21 protein-coding genes and 1 other RNA gene are annotated in these 16,601 nt (G+C 68.1%); 19 read left to right on the forward strand and 3 right to left on the reverse strand.

The features are described 5' to 3' along the window. Positions 1-53: 53 nt before the first annotated feature. Positions 54-278, forward strand: a complete 225-nt coding sequence (gene rpmE, locus OU996_RS07775) for a 50S ribosomal protein L31 (RefSeq protein ID WP_213757152.1) — start codon at positions 54-56, stop codon at positions 276-278. Positions 279-530: 252 nt separating this feature from the next. Here rpmE and OU996_RS07780 read toward each other — a convergent pair whose 3' ends face one another. After that, on the reverse strand, positions 531-1,034 hold the full coding sequence (locus tag OU996_RS07780; RefSeq protein ID WP_267585034.1) for a DUF1465 family protein: 504 nt from the start codon (positions 1,032-1,034) through the stop codon (positions 531-533). 280 nt (positions 1,035-1,314) lie between these two features. Further along, positions 1,315-1,518, reverse strand: coding sequence for a DUF1192 domain-containing protein (locus OU996_RS07785; protein ID WP_267585035.1), 204 nt, complete (start codon positions 1,516-1,518; stop codon positions 1,315-1,317). A gap of 111 nt (positions 1,519-1,629) precedes the next feature. Between OU996_RS07785 and OU996_RS07790 the strand changes: the two genes are divergently transcribed. The 5 genes from OU996_RS07790 to OU996_RS07810 all read left to right on the forward strand — a co-directional run bounded on the left by OU996_RS07790 (position 1,630) and on the right by OU996_RS07810 (position 5,294). After that, entirely contained in the window at positions 1,630-2,631 is a 1,002-nt protein-coding gene (locus OU996_RS07790) for an NAD(P)H-quinone oxidoreductase (protein ID WP_267585036.1), read from the forward strand. A 176-nt stretch (positions 2,632-2,807) separates the two neighbouring features. Next, a non-coding RNA gene (gene ssrS / locus OU996_RS07795) (6S RNA) lies at positions 2,808-2,964 on the forward strand. An 11-nt stretch (positions 2,965-2,975) separates the two neighbouring features. Continuing rightward, positions 2,976-3,584 carry a 5-formyltetrahydrofolate cyclo-ligase gene (locus OU996_RS07800; RefSeq protein WP_267585037.1) on the forward strand — a complete coding sequence of 203 codons (609 nt, stop codon included), beginning with the start codon at positions 2,976-2,978 and terminating at the stop codon, positions 3,582-3,584. 3 nt (positions 3,585-3,587) lie between these two features. Next, entirely contained in the window at positions 3,588-4,403 is an 816-nt protein-coding gene (locus OU996_RS07805) for a TIGR00282 family metallophosphoesterase (RefSeq protein ID WP_267585038.1), read from the forward strand. A gap of 144 nt (positions 4,404-4,547) precedes the next feature. Further along, positions 4,548-5,294, forward strand: coding sequence for a YebC/PmpR family DNA-binding transcriptional regulator (locus OU996_RS07810; RefSeq protein ID WP_267585039.1), 747 nt, complete (start codon positions 4,548-4,550; stop codon positions 5,292-5,294). 160 nt (positions 5,295-5,454) lie between these two features. On the opposite strand, the gene OU996_RS07815 is transcribed toward OU996_RS07810, so the two are convergent. Next, on the reverse strand, positions 5,455-6,201 hold the full coding sequence (locus OU996_RS07815) for a sulfite exporter TauE/SafE family protein (protein WP_267585040.1): 747 nt from the start codon (positions 6,199-6,201) through the stop codon (positions 5,455-5,457). Between the two features lie 226 nt (positions 6,202-6,427). On the opposite strand from OU996_RS07815, the gene OU996_RS07820 reads away from it, so the two are divergent. The 13 genes from OU996_RS07820 to pal all read left to right on the forward strand — a co-directional run bounded on the left by OU996_RS07820 (position 6,428) and on the right by pal (position 16,558). After that, positions 6,428-7,369 (forward strand): DMT family transporter, encoded by a 942-nt coding sequence (locus tag OU996_RS07820; RefSeq protein WP_267585041.1) that lies wholly within the window; start codon positions 6,428-6,430, stop codon positions 7,367-7,369. 97 nt (positions 7,370-7,466) lie between these two features. After that, entirely contained in the window at positions 7,467-8,006 is a 540-nt protein-coding gene (gene ruvC / locus OU996_RS07825) for a crossover junction endodeoxyribonuclease RuvC (protein WP_267585042.1), read from the forward strand. 13 nt (positions 8,007-8,019) lie between these two features. Further along, a complete protein-coding gene (gene ruvA / locus OU996_RS07830) occupies positions 8,020-8,637 on the forward strand; it encodes a Holliday junction branch migration protein RuvA (RefSeq protein WP_267585043.1) in 618 nt (205 codons plus the stop codon). Next, entirely contained in the window at positions 8,634-9,077 is a 444-nt protein-coding gene (locus OU996_RS07835; protein WP_267585044.1) for a hypothetical protein, read from the forward strand. The genes ruvA and OU996_RS07835 overlap by 4 nt, the downstream gene beginning before the upstream one ends. Beyond that, positions 9,074-10,108, forward strand: a complete 1,035-nt coding sequence (gene ruvB, locus OU996_RS07840; RefSeq protein ID WP_267585045.1) for a Holliday junction branch migration DNA helicase RuvB — start codon at positions 9,074-9,076, stop codon at positions 10,106-10,108. The genes OU996_RS07835 and ruvB overlap by 4 nt, the downstream gene beginning before the upstream one ends. Before the next feature lie 97 nt (positions 10,109-10,205). After that, positions 10,206-10,838: a TetR/AcrR family transcriptional regulator gene (locus tag OU996_RS07845; RefSeq protein WP_267585046.1), complete on the forward strand. Its 633-nt coding sequence runs from the start codon at positions 10,206-10,208 to the stop codon at positions 10,836-10,838. 107 nt (positions 10,839-10,945) lie between these two features. Next, positions 10,946-11,353 (forward strand): DUF2852 domain-containing protein, encoded by a 408-nt coding sequence (locus tag OU996_RS07850; protein ID WP_267585047.1) that lies wholly within the window; start codon positions 10,946-10,948, stop codon positions 11,351-11,353. A 101-nt stretch (positions 11,354-11,454) separates the two neighbouring features. Continuing rightward, on the forward strand, positions 11,455-11,964 hold the full coding sequence (ybgC, locus tag OU996_RS07855; protein ID WP_267585048.1) for a tol-pal system-associated acyl-CoA thioesterase: 510 nt from the start codon (positions 11,455-11,457) through the stop codon (positions 11,962-11,964). Between the two features lie 272 nt (positions 11,965-12,236). Next, positions 12,237-13,082 carry a protein TolQ gene (tolQ, locus tag OU996_RS07860; protein ID WP_267585049.1) on the forward strand — a complete coding sequence of 282 codons (846 nt, stop codon included), beginning with the start codon at positions 12,237-12,239 and terminating at the stop codon, positions 13,080-13,082. A 5-nt stretch (positions 13,083-13,087) separates the two neighbouring features. Then, positions 13,088-13,540 carry a protein TolR gene (gene tolR / locus OU996_RS07865; RefSeq protein ID WP_267585050.1) on the forward strand — a complete coding sequence of 151 codons (453 nt, stop codon included), beginning with the start codon at positions 13,088-13,090 and terminating at the stop codon, positions 13,538-13,540. A gap of 6 nt (positions 13,541-13,546) precedes the next feature. Then, a complete protein-coding gene (locus tag OU996_RS07870; RefSeq protein WP_267585051.1) occupies positions 13,547-14,509 on the forward strand; it encodes a cell envelope biogenesis protein TolA in 963 nt (320 codons plus the stop codon). Positions 14,510-14,547: 38 nt separating this feature from the next. Then, a complete protein-coding gene (gene tolB / locus OU996_RS07875; RefSeq protein ID WP_267585052.1) occupies positions 14,548-15,906 on the forward strand; it encodes a Tol-Pal system beta propeller repeat protein TolB in 1,359 nt (452 codons plus the stop codon). A gap of 166 nt (positions 15,907-16,072) precedes the next feature. Further along, positions 16,073-16,558, forward strand: a complete 486-nt coding sequence (gene pal, locus OU996_RS07880) for a peptidoglycan-associated lipoprotein Pal (protein ID WP_420712752.1) — start codon at positions 16,073-16,075, stop codon at positions 16,556-16,558. The last annotated feature ends 43 nt before the right edge of the window (positions 16,559-16,601 follow it).

The raw sequence follows: 16,601 nt of genomic DNA on the forward strand, positions 1-16,601 counted from the left end.
TCGCCGCGTGGCTCCCGAAAGGGGCCGGCCGTGCGGCGGCGAGGATGCACCCCATGAAGAGCAACATCCATCCCGACTACCACTTCGTGAAGGTGGTGATGACGGACGGCACCGAGTACACGACGCGCACGACCTGGGGCAAGGAGGGCGACGTCCTCCAGCTCGACATCGACGCGAAGTCCCACCCCGCCTGGACCGGCGGCACGGGCCAGCTTCTTGACCGCGCCGGCCGCGTGTCGAAGTTCCAGAAGAAGTTCGCGGGCTTCCTCAAGGCCTGATTGGCTCTTGGGGCGCCGGTTTCCCGTCGGGGAGGCGCGCATCACGAAAAACCCCGCCGCGACCGGTTCGCGGCGGGGTTTTTCGCGTTCCTGCATGGGACACGGCACGATCGGTCGCGGCGATTTATCGCGCGCTGAAAAGGCTGATGCTCAACGGTGTGGATCGCCGTCGGTGGTCCCGTCCAAGCGGCGCGGGCGCGGCACTGATCCGGGGCCTGTCGAGAATCGCGGCCGAATCGCCGACGCGCCGGCCTAATGCCGCTCGAAGGCGGAGCGCAGCAGGCCGAGATGGGAGGCGACGGCGTTGGGCTGGGCGCTCTCCCCGCCGCGTATGGCGGCGTCGAACTGGGCGATCTGGCGCTGGAGATCGTAGCTGCGGCCGATCAGCGCGATCATCTCGTCGGGCAGCAGCGCCTCCTGCGCCGCATCAGCGGGCGTGCCCCGCAGATCGATCTTCAGCCGCTCGCGCAGGGCCGTCTCGACGGAAATCTCGCCCTCGGCGACGGCGCGCTGGAGCAGCAGCCAGGAGGCGAGCTGCATCAGCCGGGTGGAAAGGCGCATGCTCTGCTGGGCATAGGCGGCAAGCGCCCCGCGCGTCAGATCGCGGCTGGCCTTGCGGCCTTCCCCGTCGAGATAGGCGGCGGCTTCTTCAACCAGCCGCATCCCCTCGCGAAACAGGGCGGCGAAGGCGGGGGAGGCGATGCGCCGCTCAGCGAGCTGGATCGGCTGATCGTCCCTGCTATCCGCTTTGTCCATGACGTCCGATCTGCCTGCTGCCCTGCCGTGCCGCGCCTGATGGCCATCCGACCCTCAGCACGATAACGCGTGAGACGGGGAATGGCAGCCGATGATGGCGCAGGATTGGCGAAAAACCGGGCGAAAAAAGAGCCGCCCAGAGGCGGCTCTAAAGTCTAGACAGGGATGCGTCAAACAGAGTGGACAGGGGCCACTCACGGTCAAAATGGACCATGCACAGTAATAGATCGGAAAGCTTAATGGAGAGTTAAAAACCGCTCCGCCGGGCCTATCCAGTGCTTCACCGCTTGAAGAAGTTCTCGGCCGCGACGCGCGAGGCGCGCTTGCCCGAGAGGGTGGCTTTCAGCCGCTCGATCTCGGCTTCCAGCAGGGCGACGCGCTCCTCGATCTCGGTCTCCGAGAGCACCGACAGGTCGCTGCCGATCTCATGCGCGGCCGGCTTCTTCTTCGGCGCGGCGCCGAAAACATCGTCCTCGATGGCCATGGCGGGTCTCCTTCTGCTCTGCCGGGAACTTAGGAGAGGCGGGCGCCGGTTGCCAGTGCGGGCGGCTTGACCTAGGTAGCCTTCCATCATCGACCACGCGAGGGATGCACCGTGACCGATCTGCCCGCCACCATGACCGCCATCGGCCTGCCGACTCCCGGTGGCCCCGAGGCCCTGGTTCCCGAGCAGCGGCCGGTGCCCGCGCCCGGCAAGGGCGAAATCCTCGTCAAGGTGGCCGCCGCCGGCGTCAACCGGCCGGACGTGATGCAGCGCAAGGGTCTCTATCCGCCGCCGCCCGGCGCGCCGGATATTCCCGGCCTGGAGATCGCCGGCGAGGTGGTGACGCTCGGTGAAGGGGCCAGCCGCTTCGCGCTTGGCGACAAGGTGTGCGCGCTGGTCTCGGGCGGGGGCTATGCGCAGTACTGCGTGGCGGATGAGGCTTCCGCGCTCCCCGTGCCGGCCGGGCTTTCCATGGTGGAAGCGGCGGCGCTGCCGGAAACCTTCTTCACCGTCTGGACCAATGTGTTCGACCTCGCCGGGCTCAAGGCGGGTGAGAACTTCCTCGTTCACGGCGGCACGTCCGGCATCGGCACGACGGCGATCCAGCTCGCCAAGGCGTTCGGCGCGACGGTGTTCACCACCGCCGGCAGCGCCGAGAAGTGCGAGGTCTGCCGCCAACTCGGCGCCGATGTCGCCATCGACTACAAGACCGAGGACTTCGTCGCAGTGGTGAAGGAAAAGAGCGGCGGCAAGGGCGCCCATGTCATCCTCGACATGGTGGGCGGCTCCTACATAGCCCGCAATTACGAGGCGGCCTCGCCGCAGGGGCGCATCGTGCAGATCGCCTTCATGGAAGGCTCCAAGGTGCAGATCGACTATATGCGCCTGATGCTGAAGCGCCTCTCGCATATGGGTTCCACGCTGCGCTCGCGCCCCAAGGCCGAGAAGGCGGCGATTGCCGCTTCGCTCGCCGAAAAGGTCTGGCCGCTGATCGAGGCCGGCAAGGTCAAGCCGGTGATGGACCAGACCTTCCCGCTGGAGGAGGCGAGCAAGGCCCATGCCCGCATGGAGAGCAGCGCCCATATCGGCAAGATCATGCTGACGGTGGGGTGAGCCTTTCCCGTCATCCCGGACGGCCCCAGGCTGCGCCGGGAGCGTCGCCGGAAGGGTCAGCGATCCCGGCTGAACGCGTCGCGTCGGCCGGGATGACGCAGGGCGCTCGCGAAAACCTGTTCGCCATCCGCCCATCGCCACTGGCAATCCGCCGCGCCGCGTCCTAGATTTGTCATGCGGGGCTGCGAGGTTCGTCAGGAGAACATATTCCCCGGGGCCTTATCGATCTCAAAGGGAGCTGTCCCTGACCGGACCCGTGGGTCCGGACACACGGCGCCCACCTACGTTGTAGGTTCCCGGGATCGATCCTCCAACGGCCATTGTGGCTCCGCACTCATCTGATCATGCCACATTCCCCCGACGCATCCCCCGACAAGGCCAGCCTGCGCGCCATCGCGCTCGCCCGCCGTGCCGCGCTCGACGCGCCGACGCGGGCCGCCGCGGCGGAAGCCGCCGCCGATCACGCCATGGCATGGCTGGGCGAGGTGGCGGGCGAGATCGTCTCGGTCTTCTCTCCCATCGGACAGGAAATCGCCACCGAGCCGCTGATCCGCCGCCTGCGCGCGGCTGGCGCCAAGATCGCGCTGCCCGTCGTGCTGGCGTCGGGCAAGCCGCTGATCTTCCGGCTGTGGGAGCCCGGCGTCGAGCTTGTCGCCACCTCCGGTCCCGGCCGGATGCGCATTCCCGCCCCACCCGAGAGCGCGCCCGCCGTGGCGCCGGATGTGCTGATCGTGCCGCTCGCCGGTTTCGATGCACGCGGCCATCGCCTCGGCTATGGTGCCGGCTTCTATGACCGCACGCTCGCTCTGCTGCGCCGCGCCAAGCGCATCGAGGCGATTGGCTACGCCTTCGCCGTGCAGCAACTCCCCGACGTTCCCGACGAGCCGCATGACGAACGGCTTGACGCCGTCGCCACCGATGCCGGCATCATCCGCGTGGTAGCGGAGGACTGATTAGTGCGCATTCTGTTTCTCGGTGACGTGGTCGGGCGGGTCGGCCGGCAAATGGTGCTCGATCATCTGCCCGGACTGCGGCGCGATTGGGCGCTGGATTTCGTCGTGGTGAACGGCGAGAATGCCGCTGGCGGCTTCGGCATCACCGAGGCGATCTATGACGAGTTTCTCGAGGCCGGCGCCGATGCCGTCACCCTCGGCAACCATGCCTTCGACCAGCGCGAGGCGCTGGTGTTCATCGAGCGCGCGCCCCGCCTCATTCGCCCGGCCAACTACCCGCCGGGCACGCCCGGACGCGGGGCGGCGCTGATCGAGGCGCAGAACGGGGCGCGGGTGCTGGTCGTCAACATGATGGGCCGCGCCTTTATGGACCCGATGGACGACCCCTTCGCCGCCATCGACCGCGAGCTCGACGCCGGCCCGCTCGGTCTCGTCTCCGACGCGGTCATCATCGACTTCCACGCCGAGACCACCAGCGAGAAGCAGGCCTTCGGCCATTGGTGCGACGGGCGCGCGAGCCTCGTCATCGGCACCCATACCCATGTGCCGACCGCCGACCACCGTATCCTGCCCGGGGGCACCGCCTACATGACCGATGTCGGCATGTGCGGCTGCTATGACGGGGTGATCGGCATGGACAAGGAAGAGCCGCTGCGCCGCTTCACCCGCAAGATCGGCTCCTCCCGCTTCGAGCCGGCGCAAGGGTCGGGCACGCTCTCGGGCCTCGCGGTCGAGACGGATGGCGCCGGGCGCGCTGTGGCGGTCGCTCCGGTGCGGATCGGCGGGGCGCTGGCGCCTTCCGTGCCGGATTTCTGGTAGGCGCTTTCCGGCGAGGCCTGATCCCAGCGCCGTTGTGCGCTGCGCCTTTACGCGCGCCCGCCCTCTCGCCTATAAGCCGCGCACCCAATCTGTCAGTGTTGAGACGCCTGCGGGGCTTTCCGCCGGCGCGACGTGGAGGCGGCCATGGCCGGGCATTCGCAATTCAAGAACATCATGCACCGCAAGGGCAAGCAGGACGCGGTGCGCTCCAAGCTGTTCTCCAAGCTGGCGCGTGAAATCACCGTGGCCGCCAAGCTCGGCCTGCCGGACCCGGCGATGAACCCGCGCCTGCGCGCCGCCATCCTCGCGGCCCGCGCCGAGAACATGCCCAAGGACAATATCGACCGCGCCATCAAGAAGGCGCAGGGCGGCGACGCGGAGAACTATGACGAAATCCGCTATGAGGGCTACGGCCCCGGCGGCGTCGCCGTCATCGTCGAGGCGCTGACCGACAACCGCAACCGCACCGCCTCGGAAGTGCGCTCCAACTTCACCAAGTCCGGCGGCTCGCTGGCCGAGACCGGCGCGGTGTCCTTCATGTTCGACCGCATCGGCGTGGTCGAGTTCGATGCCGCCAAGGCCTCGGCCGACGCCATGCTGGAAGCCGCCATCGACGCTGGCGCCGACGACGTCTCCTCCGACGAGAACGGCCATGAGGTGACCACCTCGATCGAGAACCTGCATGAGGTCGCCCGCGCGCTCGAAGCCAAGTTCGGGGAGCCCCGCAAGTCCGGCCTCGTCTGGCGCCCGCAGAACACCGTGGCGGTGGATGACGAGGTGGCCGAGAAGCTGGTACGCCTCGTCGACACGCTGAACGACAATGACGACGTGCAGAACGTCTACGCCAATTTCGAGCTGTCCGACGCCTTCATGGCAAAGATGGGCGACTGAGCGCCCGTTGAGCGAACGTCATCCCGGACGGCCGGAGGCCGATCCGGGATCCGCCATCTTCACCACCTCATATCCGCCTCACCGCGTCATCCCCGGGCTTGACCCGGGGCTCCACGTCTTTGGCTGGGTTGGTGGCGGGACATGGCTGGCTTGCGGCGTCCTACCGCCCCAGCAGTCCATCGAAGATCGGCAGGCTGGCGAGGGCCGCCAGACCGATGATCCCGTAGGCGACGCGGCGGAAATGGTCGTCACTGGCGCCCCGGAAGGCGCGGTTGCCGGTGAACAGCCCCACGGCATAAGCCGGTCCTAGGATCAGCGACAGCAGCCCGACCTCGTGCGTGATCATGCCGCTCACCGCATAGGCGGTGCCAGAGGAGAGCGTCGCCAGCGCGAAGAAGCCGAAAAGGTTCGCCCGCACCACGGACGACGGCTGGCCGCTGCCGAGCCAATAGGCCACCACCGGCGGGCCGGACATCTGCGCGGCACCGCCGAGCACCCCCGCCAGCAGGCCGACGCCAAAGGTGGTGGGCAGGCCGTGGCCGCCGCTGTGCCGCCAGCCGGAGACCAGCAGCGCCAGCATCGCCAGCGATAGGGCGGCGAAGAACCAGCGCAGCACCAGCGGGTCGATCCAGCCGAGAATGGCGACGCCCAGCGGCACCGTTAGCACCGCGCCGGCCGCCAGCGGGGCGACCTGCCGCCACATGCAGGCGCGGAAGGCCTGAATGAGAAAGGGCAAGGTGAGCGCGGTGTCGATCACCAGCAGCGTCGGCGCGGCGATGCGCGGCCCGTAGACGGCGCTGACCAGCGGCACGAAGATCAGCGCGCCACCAAAGCCGGAGAAGCCGCGGGTGACGCCGGCAATGAGAGCGGTGAGGACGGCCCAGACGAGGACCACGTCGAACGTCATGGGAAAGGCACCGCGAGCGCCGGATGGCGCGACCCGCTGAGACCTATAAGCCGCTCCCATGCGGGTCAATGCCGCCGGGCGGCCGCGATCCATGAGTTTTCACGAAGCTGCGGATCGACAAAACTGATTTGCGCCCGCCCGCCGCGCGCCCCACATTCGGCCCCGACACGCCGCCGCGCGGCACCCCTCAGAGCGTCGCCCCGCGCGGGCGGCCCGGAACGTCATCATGACCAAGCCTGTCGCGTCCGCCGCCCCCGTTCGAGCGGCCGACACCGATTTTCGTGACCGCCTGCTGGGCTATGGCGGCGCGCTGCTCGCCATCACCATCTGGGGCGGCTGGATCGTCTCCACCCGCCATGCGGTGCATGGCCATCTGCCGCCGGCGACCGTCGGCTGGCTGCGCTTTGTCGTGGCGGCGGTGGTGCTGGCTCCCGCCTGGCTACGGGTCGGCCTTTGGCCGAAGCGCAACGCGCTGCCCTTCATGATGTGCTTCCTCGGCGCGGGCGGCATTTTCTTCTTGGTCGTCGCCAATGCCATGCGCTTCGTGCCCGCCGCCGATGTCGGCCCACTCCTGCCCGGCACCATGCCGCTCATCGTGGCGGCGATTTCGGTGCTGGTGCTGCATGAAAGGCTGAGCACGGCGCGGCTGATCGGTTTCATCTGCATCGCGCTCGGCGTCGTGACCCTCGGCGGGCGCGGGCTGCTCTACCCGGAGGATGGCGCCTGGCGCGGCCATCTCCTGCTGCTCACCGGCGCCGGCATGTGGGCCTGCTACACGCTGGCCTTCCGCCATACCGGCATGAAGGTCACGGAGACGGTGGGCCTTGTCGGCCTCTGGTCGACGGTGATCCTCACCCCCGTCGGCCTGCCGGGTGTGATCGACGCGGTGCAGGCGGGCTATGGGCGGGAGGTGCTGATCCAGCTCGTCATGCAGGGCTTCCTCGCCGGCGTCGTTGCGCTGATCGGTTTCGGTACGGCAATCGAGAAGCTCGGCTCCTCGCGCGCGGCGGCCTTCACCGGGCTGGTGCCGGCGCTCGCCGCGCTGATCGCCATTCCCGTGCTGGGCGAACATCCCGATATGGCGGCGATCATCGGCGTCATCGCCACGGGCGTCGGCGTCGCGCTGGCGAGCGGGGCCTTCGCCTTGCGCCGCCGGGCCGCGCGTTAACCGGCGGTTCACCATGCCGGCCAGCGGCGGCCTCGCGTGGGGCTCACGGCCGGTCTCGGCACTAGGCGTTCGTCCTTTGTTCGACTACGCCTAGGGCATGGCGCCCGCTCCGATTCGCATTCTCGGCCTTGATCCCGGCCTTCGCCGCACTGGCTGGGGGGTGATCGAGGCTGTCGGCACGCGCCTTGTCTTCATTGCCTGCGGCACGGTGATGCCGCCGGAGGAGGGGGAGCTGGCGAACCGCCTCGCCTATCTCCACACCGAGCTCGCGAGCGTGCTGCGCGCCTTTACGCCGGACGAGGCGGCGGTGGAGGAAACCTTCGTCAACATGAACCCGGCCTCGACGCTCAAGCTCGGCCAGGCGCGCGGCGTGGTCATGGTCACGCCGGCCCTCGCGGGCGTCCCGGTCGCCGAATATGCCGCGCTCTTGGTGAAGAAGACCGTGGTCGGCGCGGGCCGTGCCGACAAGGCGCAGATCCGCATGATGATGAAGGTGCTGTTGCCGCAGGCCGATTTCGAGACCGACGACGCGGCGGATGCGCTTGCGGTTGCCGTCACCCACGCCCAGCATAGGGGCATGGCGGCGCTGAAGGCCCGTACCGCCGCGCAGCTCGGCGCCCGGGTCGTGGCGCGATGAAGGACGTTACCCCGTGATCGGCAAACTTAAGGGCATCGTCGATTCCTATGGCGAGGACCATGTGATCCTCGACGTGCAGGGCGTCGGCTATCTCGTCCATTGCTCGGGCCGCACCCAGCAGGCGCTGCCCGCGCCGGGCGAGGCCGCGACCCTGTTCATCGAGACCTTCGTGCGCGAGGACATGATCCGCCTCTACGGTTTCGTCTCGCCGGCGGAGAAGGCGTGGTTCCTGCTTTTGCAGAATGTGCAGGGCGTCGGCGCCAAGGTGGCGCTCAACGTGCTCTCGACGCTCTCGCCCTCCGAGCTCGCCAATGCGGTGGCGGTGGGCGACAAAGCCATGGTGTCCCGCGCCAATGGCGTCGGCCCCAAGGTCGCCGCCCGTATCGTCGCCGAGTTGAAGGACAAGGCGCCGGGCTTCTCGACCGTCGATCCGATCGTCGCGGGACTCGCCGCGCAGCTTGAGGACCGCAATGCGCCCGCGCCGGTGGCCGATGCGGTCTCGGCGCTGGTCAATCTCGGCTACGCCCAGCTTCAGGCCAGCGTGGCGGTGGCGGCGGCGCTGCGCGAGGCGGGGGAAGGGGCCGATACGGCGCGGCTCATCCGCCTCGGCCTCAAGGAGCTCGCCCGATGATGCTGCGCTTCTCCCGCGCCGGGGCCGGGCGCAAGGCGAGCGCGCCGCCCTGGACCTGGCAGGCGCGCATTCCCGCGCTGATCTTCGCCTATGGCGGGGCGACGCTGGCGGTGCTTTTGGGTGAGCGGCTGCTGCACAGCGCCATGTCGGCCAATTACGCCGCCATCGCCGTGGTGCCCGGTGAGATCGCGGCCGGCATACTGGCCTTTGCGCTCGCCTTCCGCCCGCGCGCCTTCCTTTTCGTGCTCGGGACGGTGACGCTGGTCGCCCTGCTGCCGCTCGGCGTCATCGTGCTCTCGATGGATTTCGGCGAGTACCGCGCCATCGTCGAACAACGCGCGCTGATCCTCGCGGGCGTCATGGCGCTGGCCAATCTCATCGTCACCAGCCTGCTGATCGCCGGTGGCGTGTTTCCCGCGCGCGACGGAGAGGCGGCATGACCACCAAGCGCCTCATCACCCCCGACAAGCGTGAGGAAGACCTCACCGAGGCGTCGCTGCGCCCGCAGAATCTGGCTGAATTCGTCGGCCAGGAACAGGCCCGCGCCAATCTCGATGTGTTCATCCGCGCCGCCAAGGCGCGCGGCGAAGCGCTGGACCATGTGCTGTTCGTCGGCCCGCCCGGCCTCGGCAAGACTACGCTGGCGCAGATCGTGGCGCGCGAGCTCGGCGTCGGCTTCCGCTCGACCTCCGGCCCGGTCATCGCCAAGGCGGGCGACCTTGCCGCGCTGCTGACCAATCTCGAAGAACGCGACGTGCTGTTCATCGACGAAATCCACCGGCTCAACCCGGCGGTGGAGGAAATTCTCTACCCGGCGATGGAGGATTACGAGCTCGACCTCATCATCGGCGAGGGCCCGGCGGCGCGCTCTGTGAAGATCCAGCTGTCGAAATTCACCCTGGTCGGCGCCACCACGCGCTCGGGCCTGCTCACCACGCCGCTGCGCGACCGTTTCGGCATTCCGATCCGGCTGAATTTCTACACGGTGGATGAGCTGGAACTGGTGGTGACGCGCGGCGCGCGGGTGCTGGGCATCCCGATCTCCAAGGACGGCGCGCGCGAGATCGCCCGCCGCGCCCGCGGCACGCCGCGCATCGCCGGGCGCCTCTTGCGCCGGGTGCGCGATTTCACGCTGGTCGCCGGCAAGGAGATCATCGACCGCGAGGCGGCCGACCGGGCGCTCGGCGCGCTGGAGGTGGACGGCGTCGGGCTCGACCAGATGGATCGGCGCTATCTCTCGGTGATCGCGCTCAATTATGCCGGCGGGCCGGTGGGTGTCGAAACCATCGCCGCCGCGCTCTCCGAGCCGCGTGATGCGATCGAGGAGATCATCGAGCCCTATCTGGTGCAGCAGGGTTTCATCCAGCGCACCCCGCGCGGGCGCGTGCTCACCGCGCACGCCTTCCGCCATCTCGGCCTGCAGGTGCCGACGGCGGCCAATCAGATCCCGCTGTTCGACGAGGGCGAGTAGCCTTGTCGAGCCCTCGCCCCCATGGGGCAGGGGGAAAGACGGCTCGACGCGCCCCGGCGCGTGATGTAAGCCCCTTTCACATGAGCGGGTCCACGACATGAGCTGGTCCAAGAACGGCGAGACCCGTGGCTATCATCACGGCAACCTGCGGGAAGCCCTGATCAAGGCCGCGCTGGATCTCATCGCCGAGAAGGGCATTGCCGGCGCCACCTTCGCCGAGGCGGCGCGTCGCGCGGGCGTGTCGCCGGCCGCGCCCTACCGGCATTTCCGCGACCGCGACGAATTGCTGGCCGCCGTCGCCGCCGCCGGCTTTGAGCGTTTCGCCGGGGCGCTGGAGGCGGGCTGGAATGGCGGCACGCCGACGCCGCAGGAGGCCTATGAGCGGATGGGCCGGGCCTATCTCGCCTTTGCCCGCGAAAACCCGTCCGATTACGTCGCCATGTTTGAATCGGGGCTGCCGGCCGACGCCCATCCCGCCCTGGCGCAGGCGAGCCAGCGCGCCTTCGGCGTGCTGCGCGAGGCGGCGGATGTGCTGGTGGCCTCCATGCCGGCTCCCGGCCGCCCGCCGGCGCTGATGGTGGCGCTGCATACCTGGGCGCTGGCGCATGGCGTCGCCTCGCTGTTCGGCCGGCCGGATGCCAGCCGCCGCAAGCTGCCCATGTCGCCCGAAGATCTGCTGGAAGCCGGCTTCCTCGTCTATCTCAAGGGCGTCGGCGCGCCGGGCGCGTGACCATCTCCTGATAGCGGATGCGTGATCGGGCGGGGCGATCCTTGACAAGCGCCATTCTCGCTCCTACCTATGTAAATGTGATTAACATTAACCCAGGAACGGACGCCATGGAGCTCGCATACAAGCTCGACAGTTACGGCAAGCCGGCCTGGATCGCGCTCACGGTCCTAGGCTTCATGGCCTGGTGGCCGCTGGGTTTGGCGATCCTGGCCTTCACCATAGGGAGTGGACGGATGTTTTGTGGCAGCAGGCGCGGCTTCGGCCGCTGGAACGGCGAGGGCATGGAGGCCTTCCGCAACGCCTTCGGCGGTCGTCGCGGCTTCTCCTCCTCGGGCAACAGCGCCTTCGACGAGTATCGCGAGGACACGCTGCGCCGCCTCGAGGAGGAGCAGAAGGAGTTCAAGGGCTTCCTTGATCGCTTGCGCCAGGCCAAGGACAAGGCGGAGTTCGATCAGTTCATGGCCGACCGCCGCAACCGTCCCGCCCCGACGCCGCCCACGGACGGCGCCAACTGATCTCACGGCGGCGGGCTTCCGACGCCCCCCGGCGAAACCCGCTGACGTGATGGACCGCGCCCTTTGTTCACAAGGGGCGCGGTCTCGTTTATGAGGGCGCCATGAACCAGCGACCCGACCCCTTCTCCCCCGACGTCCTCAAGGCCGACCCCTTCCTGCACCTTGCCGGGCGGCTGGTGCCGGGCGGCCATGTGCTGCCCGTGCGGGTGTATTACGAGGACACGGATTTTTCCGGCATCGTCTATCACGCCAACTACCTGAAGTTCATGGAGCGGGCGCGCTCGGACCATCTGCGCCTCATCGGCGTGGTGCAGGGCGCGCTGTTCGGCGCCGCGCTGGAAGAAGCGCCGGGCTTCGCCTTCGTCGTGCGCTCCATGGAGCTGCAATTCGTCCGCCCCGCGCGCATCGACGACGTGCTGGAGATCCACACCAGCCCGATCGAGGTGGCCGGCGCCTCCATCACCCTTCAGCAAAAGGTGATGCGCGGCACCGAGCTGCTGGTCGAGGGCAAGGTGAAGGTCGCCTTCGTGGCGCAGGGGCGCGCCCGCCGCATCCCGGATGCGCTGCGGGCCGCCATGAAGGCCGCGCTGGGCGAAGCCCCGGAAGCCTGATCACGCCTGATTCTGCGCCCTCGGGGGGCGCCCGGTGTCACTTTCGGGTCACGCGGCTGTTGCGATGCGGCAACGCTAACCGGGCATTAACCTTAATGCGCTGATGTAACCGACGGCTGCGGGAGCGGTCCGACGTTGGTCGCCCAAGTTTGGACAGACTCGCTCGCTTCATGGCGCACGGGTCCCTTCACAGCCATTGACGGCATTCGCTGCTGCCCGGCAGCCGATGCGGGCGGCATCGCGACTTTTACGATTGAGGCAGGATTGGCCTGATGACGCTGAAGAAGCTTTTGGTTGCGGTGATGCTGTTCATGGCGGCATCGGCGTCATTCGCCTATGGCCAGGCGCAGACGGCCCCGGTCAACGCCGCCCCCACCGCGCAGGTGCAGGGGCAGGCGGCCCCCGTGCTGCCCGGCACCGCCGTGGCGCCCGACGGCGCCGGCCTTGGTCAGGATCTCTCGCTGATCGGCCTGTTCATGCAGGCCGGTATCGTGGTGAAGATCATCATGGTCGGGCTGGTCATCGCCTCGGTCTGGGTCTGGGCGATCATCATCGACAAGACCATCCTGTTCCAGCGCATGAAGAGCCAGATGGACCGCTTCGAGGCGACTTTCTGGTCCGGCCAGAGCCTCGAAGAGCTGTACCGCTCGCTATCCTCGCGCCCGAACCACGCCATGGCGGCGATCTTCGTGGCGGCGATGCGCGAATGGAAGCGCTCCTATGAGGGCGGCGCGCGCTCCTTTACCGGGCTTACCCAGCGGCTCGACAAGGTGATGGACGTGACCATCGCCCGCGAGGTGGAGCGTCTCGAGAACCGGCTGCTCTGGCTGGCCACCGTCGGCTCGGCCGGCCCCTTTGTCGGCCTGCTCGGCACGGTCATCGGCATCATGACCAGCTTCCAGTCGATCGCGGCCTCGAAGAACACCAGCCTCGCGGTTGTGGCGCCCGGTATCGCGGAAGCCCTTCTTGCGACAGCAATCGGCCTCTTCGCCGCCATTCCCGCGACGATTTTCTATAACAAGTTCGTCGCGCAGGTGAACCGGCAGGCCCTGCGGCTTGAGGGCTTCGCGGACGAGTTCTCCGCCATCCTGTCACGCCAGATCGACGAGCGGGGCTGACGCGCATGGGCATGTCCTCGGGAGGCAGCGGCGGCTGGACCTCGCGGCGTTCGCGCCGCCGGGGCGGCGGAGCCGTCATGTCCGAGATCAACGTCACCCCCATGGTCGACGTGATGCTCGTGCTGCTCATCATCTTCATGGTCGCCGCGCCCATGCTGACCGTCGGCGTGCCACTGGACCTGCCGCAGACGCAGGCCCAGGCGGTGTCGCAGGACCATCAGCCGCTGGTGATCTCCATCAACAGCAAGGGTCAGGTGTTCCTGCAGGAGACCGAGATCCAGGTGAGCGAACTCGTGCCCAAGCTCATGGCCATCGCCAAGGCCGGCTATGACGAGCGCATCTTCGTGCGCGGCGACAAGTCGGTCGATTATGGCGCGGTGATGCAGGTCATGGGCCGGCTCTCCGGCGCCGGCTTCAAGCGCGTCGCCCTCGTCTCCGAAGTCGAGCAGGGGGGCTGATCGGTCATGCGCGCGGGCCTCGTCTCCTCGGCGGCACTTCACGTCGGCATCATCGGCTTCATGCTGGTTTCCTTCTCGTCCGCCCGTCCGCTGGACGCGATGCAGGAATCCATGCCGATCGACATCGTCTCCGATGCCGAGCTGAGCCAGATGATGGCCGGCAAGAAGGACGCGCCGAAGGCCGAGAAGCCCAAGCCCGTGGTCGAGAAGGTGGCACCCACGCCCAAGCCCGCCGAGCAGCTCGACGCCAAGGTTGACGACAAGAAGCCCGAGGTGAAGGCCGCCAACGAGCCGGTCGCGCCGCCGCCGCCCCCGCCGGCGGAAGCCAAGCCTGAGCCCAAGCCCCCGGCCGCCGCGCAGGCGACGCCCCAGCCCGCCCCGCCCAAGGACGCGGAATCGCTGGCCGCCAAGCCGCCGGAAGCGCCGAAGGACGAGCCCAAGCCTGACCAGCAGGCGCAGGCCAAGCCCGCCCCGGCGCCGCCGAAGAAGCCGAAGGACATTCCCCCGAAGGTGGTGCAGCAGCCGCCGAAGGATCAGCAGGAATTCAAGCCGAACGAGATCGCCGCGCTGCTCGACAAGCGCACGGCCACCCGCCAGGCCTCGATCGGCGACACGATCAACAACACCGCCGCGCTCGGCGCTTCGGTCGGCACGGCGGCGACGCTGTCGCAGACCGAGATCGACGCCCTGCGTGCGCGGCTGATGCAGCTGTGGAACCCGCCGGCCGGCGCGGCCAACCCGGAGGAGCTGATCGTGACGATCCGCATCCGGCTCAATCAGGACGGCACGCTGTCCGGCCCGCCCATGGTGGTCACCTCCGGTTCCAGCCCGTTCTTCATGACCGCGCGTGACAGCGCCATCCGCGCCATTTTCCGCGGTCAGCCGTTCAACATGCTCAATCCGGCCAAGTACGAGGCGTGGAAGGATATCGAAGTCACCTTCGATCCACGCGAGATGGTGCGGGGCTGAATCGCGACCATGCCCTTTGATTCGTCGAGATATTCATCATGACCCAGATTATCCGCCCGGGTTTTGCGGGCCCCACCATTGGCCGGCGCGGCCTGATTACGGGCGCCGGCGCGCTCGCGGGCGTTGGTCTTCTGTCGCGGCCGGCGGAAGCCGTGCTGAAGCTCGACGTGACGCAGGGCACCGTGCAGCCGCTGCCCATCGCCATTACCGATTTCGTCGGCGGCGGTAGCCCGCAGGATGTCGAAGCCGGCAAGGGCGTCACCCAGATCATCTCGGCCGATCTGCGCCGCTCCGGCCTGTTCGCCCCGCTCGACCCGGCCGCCTTTGTCGAGAAGATCACCAACCCGGACGCCTCGCCGCGCTTCCAGGACTGGCGCGTCATCAACGCCCAGGCGCTGGTCACCGGCCGCATGACCCGCCAGCCCGACGGGCGGGTGAAGGCCGAGTTCCGCCTGTGGGACGTGTTCGCCGGCCAGCAGCTGATTGGTCAGCAATATTTCACCCAGCCGGAAAACTGGCGCCGCGTCGCCCACATCATCGCCGACGCGATCTATGAGCGCCTGACCGGCGAGAAGGGCTATTTCGACACGCGCATCGTCTTCGTCGACGAGAGCGGGCCGAAGGAAAAGCGCGTGAAGCGCCTCGCCATCATGGACCAGGACGGCGCCAACGTGACCTATCTCACGCGCGGCGACGATCTCGTGCTGACGCCGCGCTTCTCGCCGACCAGCCAGGAAATCACCTACATGAGCTATGGCCGCGGCGAGCCGCGGGTCTATCTGCTCAACATCGAGACCGGCCAGCGCGAGGTCGTCGGCAATTTCCCGAATATGAGCTTCTCGCCGCGCTTCGCCCCTGACGGGCAGCGGGTGATCCTCTCGCTGCAGCAGGGCGCCAACTCGAACATCTTCGTGATGGACCTGCGCTCCAAGGCGACGACGCGCCTGACCGACACGCCGGCCATCGACACCGCGCCCTGCTACTCGCCCGACGGCACGCAGATTTGCTTCGAGAGCGACCGTGGTGGCGGCTCGCAGATCTATGTGATGAACCCGGATGGCTCGAACCAGCGCCGTATCTCCTTCGGCGACGGGCGCTATTCGACGCCGGTGTGGTCGCCGCGCGGCGACGTGATCGCCTTCACCAAGCAGGCCGGCGGGCGCTTCGCCATTGGGCTGATGCGGCCGGACGGGCAGGGCGAGCGCATCCTCACCGAGGGCTATCACAATGAGGGCCCGACCTTCGCGCCGAATGGCCGCGTCATCATGTTCTTCCGCGATCCGGGCGGGGCGGCGGGTCCGCAGCTCTTTACGGTCGACATCACCGGCTATAACGAGCAGCGCATCCCGACGCCGAGCTACGCCTCGGACCCGGCATGGTCGCCTCTTCGCTCGTGATGCGGTAGGGAACGGTTAACCATAAGAGAAGGTTGATGCACCGGGCGGCAATTCGGTGCATTCCGTCAAGGTTCCGTAAAGCATGACGGACCCATTCATTAACGCCAGCGAATAGGTCGGGCAGCGCCCGGCACGGGATATTCAGGAGTCCGCGGTTATGATCGGTATGTTGCGCAAGCTGGGCGGAGCGCGCATCGCCCTTATTTTCGGCATGGCGATGCTTGCCGCCGCCTGCGCCAAGAATCCCATGGACGGCGCCGGCCAGGCGCTGGGTTCGGCGCCTCCCGGCAGCCCGCAGGAGTTCATCGTCTCCGTCGGCGACCGCGTCTTCTTCGAGAGTGACCAGACCGACCTGACCCCGCAGGCACAGGCCACCCTCGACAAGCAGGCGCAGTGGCTCAACCACTACGCCAAGTACACCTTCACCATCGAGGGCCATGCCGACGAGCGCGGCACCCGCGAGTACAACATTGCCCTGGGCGCCCGCCGCGCCGAGAGCGTGCGCAACTATCTGATCGGCCGCGGCGTCGCTGCCAGCCGGATGCGCACCATCTCCTACGGCAAGGAGCGCCCGGTCGCGGTCTGCAACGACATCTCCTGCTGGTCGCAGAACCGGCGCGCCGTCACCGTTCTCAACGGCGCCGGTACCTGACCGACCCTCGATTGACGACAACGAGGCCCGGCTGGCAACAGCC

It is taken from the genome of Ancylobacter sp. SL191, from assembly GCF_026625645.1.
Classification (GTDB): domain Bacteria; phylum Pseudomonadota; class Alphaproteobacteria; order Rhizobiales; family Xanthobacteraceae; genus Ancylobacter.